At 48.3% G+C, this 7,773-nt stretch carries 2 protein-coding genes; both read left to right on the plus strand.

Annotated elements, in window-relative coordinates; translation table 11 throughout:
* Positions 1 to 157 precede the first annotated feature (157 nt).
* The gene (locus VIP81_RS28965; RefSeq protein WP_331969889.1) at positions 158 to 580 is read left to right on the plus strand and encodes a hypothetical protein; all 423 of its coding nucleotides are present in this window, start codon (positions 158 to 160) and stop codon (positions 578 to 580) included.
* Positions 581 to 1,480: 900 nt separating this feature from the next.
* Positions 1,481 to 7,773, plus strand: a 6,293-nt coding sequence (locus tag VIP81_RS28970; RefSeq protein ID WP_331969892.1) for a hypothetical protein, incomplete at its 3' end; no start/stop codon positions are given.

A 7,773-nucleotide genomic window follows, 5' to 3' on the forward strand; every position in this document is an offset into this window, starting at 1 on the left:
CCTTTTCTCCTTATGACGAAACTCTCAATTGCTTGAAATTGACCTTGAATAGATTTTAAGTCCACTGTGTTATGATTAAGTCTGGTTTAATAAGATTATATAAAGTAAATGTAAGTGAAATGCCGTCTGTTTTTTGGAGAATTTATTATTTTGTGAGATGAAAAGTAAGTTAAGAAAAATAGTGGTAGACGATATTGACTATCGGTATTATATCTCATTTAATGAATATGGATACAGAGGAGGAGATATGGTTGTCAAGATATTTTTAAACGGTAAAAAATCTACACCATTAATTCTTCATTTTTTAACTTTCACTGATCCAATTAAAGGTCATCCATTAAATACTGGGTTTGATTTATTTAATCGTCTGACAGGAAGCAAAGTAACGGTCAATATTCATGAGCCCAAATATATTAGGGAATTAATTTTAGAAGGACTAGAAAGGGGATGGACGGGTACTAATCGTATTGATAAACAAAACGGTATTGATTATTTAACTAAGTGGGGTTTTGACACGAGCAGCTTATCTCCAATTAACCACATGGAACTCTACTTCCGACCGACTGGCCATATTTCCTAAATCTATTTTATTCAACTATGATGCAAATATATTGTTGAAAATGGTCTATAATTTACTCTATAAAGATCGTGTAGGCCGATTGGGTTACTACTGATCGCATACTTTGCAACGACTTAGGACTCGTCTATGTGTTGCATTATCATTAGACTATTGTTACTGTTATCTTACACTATTTCCGCTCTTACAATACACTATCAATACACTATGCCCCTTCATACACGCGTTAAAAAATCTGGTCATGATTACCCATTTTGCCATTAGAGACCAGGAGCCGCAGCTATCCGGAAATGCCTGCCAGAGCCGGTATAATGGAAAGTCCTACGGTGTTTAAAAAGCCGGAAAGAAGGATAACAGAACCCTCAGCGTTAAAATATAAAATAATCGACGGATAAACACGGTACCTGTTTTAAACAAATTTTGACCATTGGTGTTATCCTAATTGAAATAACCATCCGGGTAAAAACAGCAATATTAAATTTATCGTATTTGTGACCAAACTGTAAAAGCGGCGTGAGGTAGCTAAGCACGCTTTTACCCAAAGACATAATTCTTTCCTAATCAGTAAAACAGGCTGTTTATGAAAAAATCTTCGTTTGCTCTGACCAGGAATATTTGGCTGTATGGGTGAAAAGAAGTTTTCATTTATTCCAGTAATTTAGGTCCATCCTTTTTTGTCTAAAAGGTGACCAACACCAACGGAAAGATTTACAAGGTGCATGTTGATGGCTAAGCTCAATCCACTGGAATGTGGATTGTTAAAAGTACAGCCGGGAAAAACGACTGCGTAAGAGCCCCCGAAACGAATTCGTTTATTCTGATGGTGAAGCCCCGTTGTTAAGACTCATTTCTTCAGCTTTATATCCGCGAATGTAATATTTCTGTCAGACTAAACCCTTTCTTATGGAGATAGCTTTACTTGGTATGCGCTGCATTTACCAGGCTGTTGTCCTGACAATTCTCATGTTGACTACCATATCAACTTTTCCTGTGTTTTCACAGACGAACCCCAATGTAACCGTTTCGGTAACAAATGGTGTTTGCCAGTCAGACGGGAAAATCACGGTAACTGCTAACAATGCTGCCCCACCAGTGCTCTACGAGCTGCTGGACGCCAGCAGCATGGCAGTAGTGGTGCCGCAGCAAAGCAGTAATATATTCAACAATCTCCCGGCAGGAAATTATCTGGTACTGGTGTACGATGAAAATACGGGAACTACCCCGGTGGTGAAAACTGCATCAGTAACCTCTACTTATCAGCTACTGGAATTTATTGGTACCGAACAGTCTTATCAAACTGTTCCCGGCAATCAGTGTAGCCCGCAAGGTTATGTTAGTGTAAGCATCGCGAAAGGGAAGGCCCCCTATCGGTATGAATTGTTGGACGCCACTGGTTCCACTGTATTACGGCCGTATCAGTCATCCAATTTTTTTTATAATCTGGCAAGGGGACAGTACACCGTGCGGGTCTCGGATGATTGTGGCAGCTCGCGCCTGAGCGGTGTTATCACCGTAGTGGAAGATTATTCTTATTCAAACCGGCCGATCGATTCTGTAAATATTGAAGATAATACACCCTATAACAATTTTTACATTAACGCCACCTGTGACGGGCTGACAGTAAACGGTCAGAAAGTGAATATATACAGTGGTGGGCAGAAATGGCCGGATTTCAATTATGCAAGTGTCATGGCGCGCTTCGAATCACCGGCGCTATCCGGCAACTGGGGCCCCTGGACGGCACTCAGCAATACAGCCATACCCGTGGGCGGAACTTACGATAATTCAGCAGCTCAAACCGTTAGGATGCAGGTCGAAAATCCCTGTACACTGGAGAGTAAATATTATACATATACGGTGGAGCCCACGGACCTCATTGTAAACACGATCATCAGCCCGGCAGCAAGTAATATGTGCGGAAGCGAATACCTGACGTATCTCAGTTCCACGCTGTCTTCTTTCCGGCGCATTTGCAATCCCATCAGAGTTGCGATACAGGAGGTTGGCGGCCCGTACAACCAGGTAGTCACAGGAAATATGTCGTCGCACACTTATCACCTGCCAAGCCTGGTAGCGGGAAAAACATACAATATAACGATCAGCGATGCTGCTAATTTTTCCAAAACAACAAGGATCACCCTTCCGGAATCCACGTTACAGCAGCCTATTTTCACTTTAACCGGGTATATGCCCTGTTCACTTGAGTCCGGCAGGATCAGCGTGAAAAATATACTCAGCAACGGGCCATATCCCATTACGTTTAAAGTGCTGACCGGTCCCGGGAACATAGGACAGACCTACACAATGAACAGCGGAGTGGCCGCAAATGATATTTTCGAGAACATGCCCTTCGGGATTTATTCTATGGAAGTATCCTATGGAAGCCCCGTTTGCCGGACAGATACTTTGAGCTTGAACCTCGTCAAATCTTTCACCAGGGCGGTAATTGACTCTGTCAGGATGGTGCCGGCAGCGAAAGGTTGCGGATTCTATGATGTACAGACTTATGCCAGGTTCTTTGTTCCTGCCGGTTCAAAAGGCAATGTAGCGCATAATTCCTTTCTTGTTAATACAGCAACCGGCGACGTTGTTCAGGGAATTCCTGCCGGTAGCAATTTTGCGAGGGCATTTTACAATCTCCCTTCCGGCAATTATTATGTGAAGGTTTACACAAATGGAGGTTCACCTGCTCTCTGTCCGAAAGCGCTGGATTCCTTGCTGGTAACCTTGCCTCCTTACATGCCGCCACAATTTGATCAGCTAAAGTCGGGCGGTTTTGTGTGTAATGGCCGGGATACGGGCACCTTACATGTGGAAGGAGTGGGTAGCTCCCCTTTTACTTACCGGTTAAAACCAGCGGGTGCTCCAGACGCCTCATATACCCCCTTCCAGGGATCGCCCGATTTTCACGGGCTTGCCCCGGGAAACTATACCATTCAGATCCTGGACGGATGTGGTACACAGATTACGCCGAATGTAGAGCTGTTCAATACTGCTTCTACTTCACTTATCCGTGTTTCCGGTCCTGTTTCAGACGGCAAGGTATGCCCCGGCGGCAGGGTGGTGCTGAGAACACGCCCTATCGGCAGTATTTCCAGTATAATATGGACATTGCCTGATGGCAGTACACGGTCCGGCATCGACAGCATCGTGATACCAGCATTTACGTCGGCCAACAGTGGCTCTTACCAACTGGCCGTTACCGCCCGCACTGGCTGCGTGGCCACATCCACAGAAAACCTGCAACAGGGCCTGAATCCGTCATTACAAGTTACACCAGTCTCCATTTGTGAGGGAGACAGTGTGAACCTTACCCTTCCCGCCATCACAGCGGGCAGTGCGAATATTGATAGCATCGCATATTTCGCAGATGCCAGTGGCACTACTCCTTTGGGCAATCCAAACCGGGTTACCCCAACTGTTACAACCACCTACTATATTAACGCATATTCAGTTGATAAATGCTCTTCCGGCAATCAGCCTGTCCAGGTTACTGTAAACCGGCATGCAACGGCGGCAGACATCAATATCATGGATACTGTGATCTGCACCGGTTCTGCTGTCGCGCTCACGGCGTCCTCGTCAACTGTGCCTGCCCCTGTTTTCAGATGGTATGCTGATGCGTCTTTGACTAACTTGCTTTTTACCGGCAACACCTACAACACCCCATCCCATAGCACTTCTACCACCTATTTTATAACCGTCACCGGTACAGGCATCTGCGAAAATTTTACTTCCGGCACGAAGGCGGTAACAGTTGCAGTACATCCTTATTCAGTAGCGGCAGACATACAGGTAAACGATCAGGCCATTTGTTATAATAGCTTCGCCAGGCTCGTTGCAAGCACCTCCCATACAGGAGCGGGAAAAGTATTCAAATGGTATAAAGACCCGCAACTCACCAACCTGCTGTTTACCGGCGATATATATGAAACGCCGAATCTAACGGCTACCACAACATATTACATCACCCTTAGCAGCCAGTCTTCCTGTGAGAATTTGCCCAATACGGCCAGGGCAGTAACCGTGACCGTGGACAGGAATGCAACTACCGCCGATCTCTTTGCACATTCCACGAGCATTTGCGCCGGAGAAAGCGCCATGCTCACGGCTAGTAGCAACCTGCAAAACCCCGTATTCCGCTGGTACCAGGATCCTGCACTGACACAGCTATATGCTGTTGGCCCTATGATCAACACTCCTCCGCTGAACAGTCAAAAGCAATTTTTTGTAACGGTTAGCGCGGACGGCATTTGTGAAAACCAACCGGCCCCGATCGGCACAGGACCCGTAGTTGTAAATGTAGATGTACGCCCACACACTACTCCGGCTGATGTAACTGTGCAAAATCCGGTGATATGTGCCGGTTCCACCGCTTCACTCACCGCCAACTCCGGCCTGCCAGGGATGAACTTCTCCTGGTATGCGGATCCAGGCATGAACACGCTGCTGGGCACTGGCAATACATTTATAACACCACCCATTTCTAATACTACCACCTATTATGTAGCCGCATCCAGCAGTGATTATTGTGGTCCGCTGCCAGGTGACGCCAAACAAGTAACGGTGACCGCCAACCGGCATGCTGATTCATCCGACATCAAAGGTCTGAACCAAACCATCTGCAGCGGCGTATCCGCCAGGCTTGTCGTTGGTTCTCCAACGATGTCCAATCCGCAGTTCAGGTGGTTTGCTGATGCCGCGCTTACTCAACCGGTGGGTTCGGGCTCCGGCTTTACAACGCCTGCCTTAACGGGTACCACAAACTATTATGTAACAGTGGAGGGAACCAATGTCTGCGGAAATCCGCCAGGCACAGCAAAACGTATCACCGTTACAGTTACCGACCTGGCGGATTTAACCGACCTGGTACTACAGGATTCAACCATATGCGCGGGTAACGCTATCGTACTAACGGCGGCAAGCACAACGGTGATCAACCCGGTATTTACATGGTACGGAGACAGCGCATTGACTATACCGCTTACCACCGGGGCTAACCATACCACCACGGCGCTTCAGGATAGTACTACCTATTACGTTACCGTTCAGGGTAGTAATGCTTGCGAAAACGCGCCGTTCAATGCAGGCAGACTGCGGGTGAATGTAAACAGAAAAGCTGTGGCAGCAGATATCACAGGCAGCGGCCAAACCATCTGTGCCGGGGATTCCGCCGTACTTATGGTACAAAGCGCCATCGCCGATCCACGGTTTACCTGGTTTGCAGATGCCGCCCTTACCCAACCGCTCGTAACCGGTGATCATTACCAGACCTCCGCGTTGAATGCCAGTACAGATTACTATGTGGCCGTGAGCGGAACCGGTGTTTGTAGCAGCCGGTCCGGGGATGCTTACATCGCCAATGTGATAGTAAACAGGAATGCAACAGTTGCAGACATTAATGTGGCCGGCAAAGCCATTTGCAGCGGTAATAGTGCTACGTTAACAGCCACGACCACTACGGTACAAAACCCCGTGTTCAATTGGTATGCAGATGATTCGCTTCATATCCTGCTGGCTACCGGCCCCACATATGTCACTTCAGATACCGCAGTCACTGATACCTTCTATGTAACCGTTCAGGGAGACGCTGTTTGCGCCAATAGACAGGGTGCAGCAAAAGCTGTGGTGCTCACCGTACAGCGCACCGCTTTGCCCGACGACATCACTGCGGCCGATACCGCCATATGTCCCAACAGTGTCGCCACCCTTACAGCCAGCAGCAAAATAAAGGGTGCAATATTCAATTGGTACAGCGATATTTCCCTTCAGCATAAGGTGGCTACCGGCCCTATCTTCGTTACGTCTGCACTGGATAGCAGCGCCACTTTTTACGTCACCGTTTCGGGAGACAGCGTTTGTGCCAGTCTGCCCGGAGATGCGAAAGCCATTAACGTAACTGTTAACCGCACCGGTATATCCGCCGATATCATTGTTGCGGATACCCTGGTATGCCCGGGCGAGAGCGTTACTTTAAATGCTACGTCAACAGTGCCGGGGGCCGCATTCACCTGGTATGCGGATCCAGGGTTAACTACTGTTCTGAGTACCAGTGCCAGCTATGTTGTACCAGCTATTAACACCACATCATTCTATTATGTGACGGTGAAGGGAAACAACGTGTGTGAAAATCAGCCGGCGGATGCACGTACCGTCACCGTTGGCGTGAAACGTCGTGCGACTGCTGCTGATATACTGGTGAACGATCAGGCGATTTGTGCAGGACAGTCTGCCACGTTGGTGATCAATGCTACCAATCTTACCCGGGGACTGGGCAGTGAGGCAAGCCCGGTATACAGATGGTATGCGGATGCGGGTTTGACTAACCTGCTGTTCACGGGCACTACGTACATCACGCCCGTATTGCAAAATATTACCACTTATTACGTTACTGCCAGCAGCCGCCTGGTTTGTGAAAACGCAGTGGGTGCAGCCAAAGTAGTAACAGTAACTATCCGGCGGAACAGTACTGCAGCGGATATAACAGCAGCCGGGCAGACGGTTTGCGCCGGAGCGGCAGACACGCTAACAGCCAGCAGTCCGGTAACCGGCGTTGTGTTCACCTGGTATAGCGATGCTGCCTTACAACAACAGGTAGGTGCCGGCGCAACGTATATCACACCTCCGCTGGATGCAGCCACTACCTACTACGTATCAGTATCCGGAGATTCCGTGTGCAGCAGTCTCCCCGGTACCGCCAAAACTGTATTGGCAAATGTAAACCGCAAGGCCATTGCAACTGATATAACTGTACGGGATACCCTGGCATGCCCGGGTGAAGGCGTAACATTAATTGCTACATCCACCGTGCCTGGTGCGGTATTCAGCTGGTATGCTGATCCTGCGCTGACCACTTTGCTGGGAACCGGCGCCAGTTTTTCAACACCGGCCATCACCACCACCTCACTCTACTATGTAACCATACACGGAACCGATGTGTGTGAAAATAAAGCCGGCGATGCACATGCCGTGACAGTTGGGGTAAAACGCCGCGCCACCGCTGCCGATATATTGGTGAGCGATCAGGAGATATGTCCGAATCAATCCGCCACGCTCGTGATAAGCACCACCAATCTTACCCGCGGCCTGCGCGGGGAAGTGGGTCCGGTATTCAGGTGGTATGCTGATGCTGCTCTGACCACCTTACTTTTCACGGGTACCGTTTACACTACCCCGGCGTTAGTGAACATTACCAC

It is taken from the genome of Chitinophaga sp. (genome assembly GCF_036566945.1).
In the GTDB taxonomy this organism is placed as follows: Bacteria; Bacteroidota; Bacteroidia; order Chitinophagales; family Chitinophagaceae; genus Chitinophaga.

Bases quoted from the DNA above. Each gene is read 5' to 3' on its own strand.
- VIP81_RS28965 (WP_331969889.1), top strand. From the start codon at position 158: ATGAAAAGTAAGTTAAGAAAAATAGTGGTAGACGATATTGACTATCGG.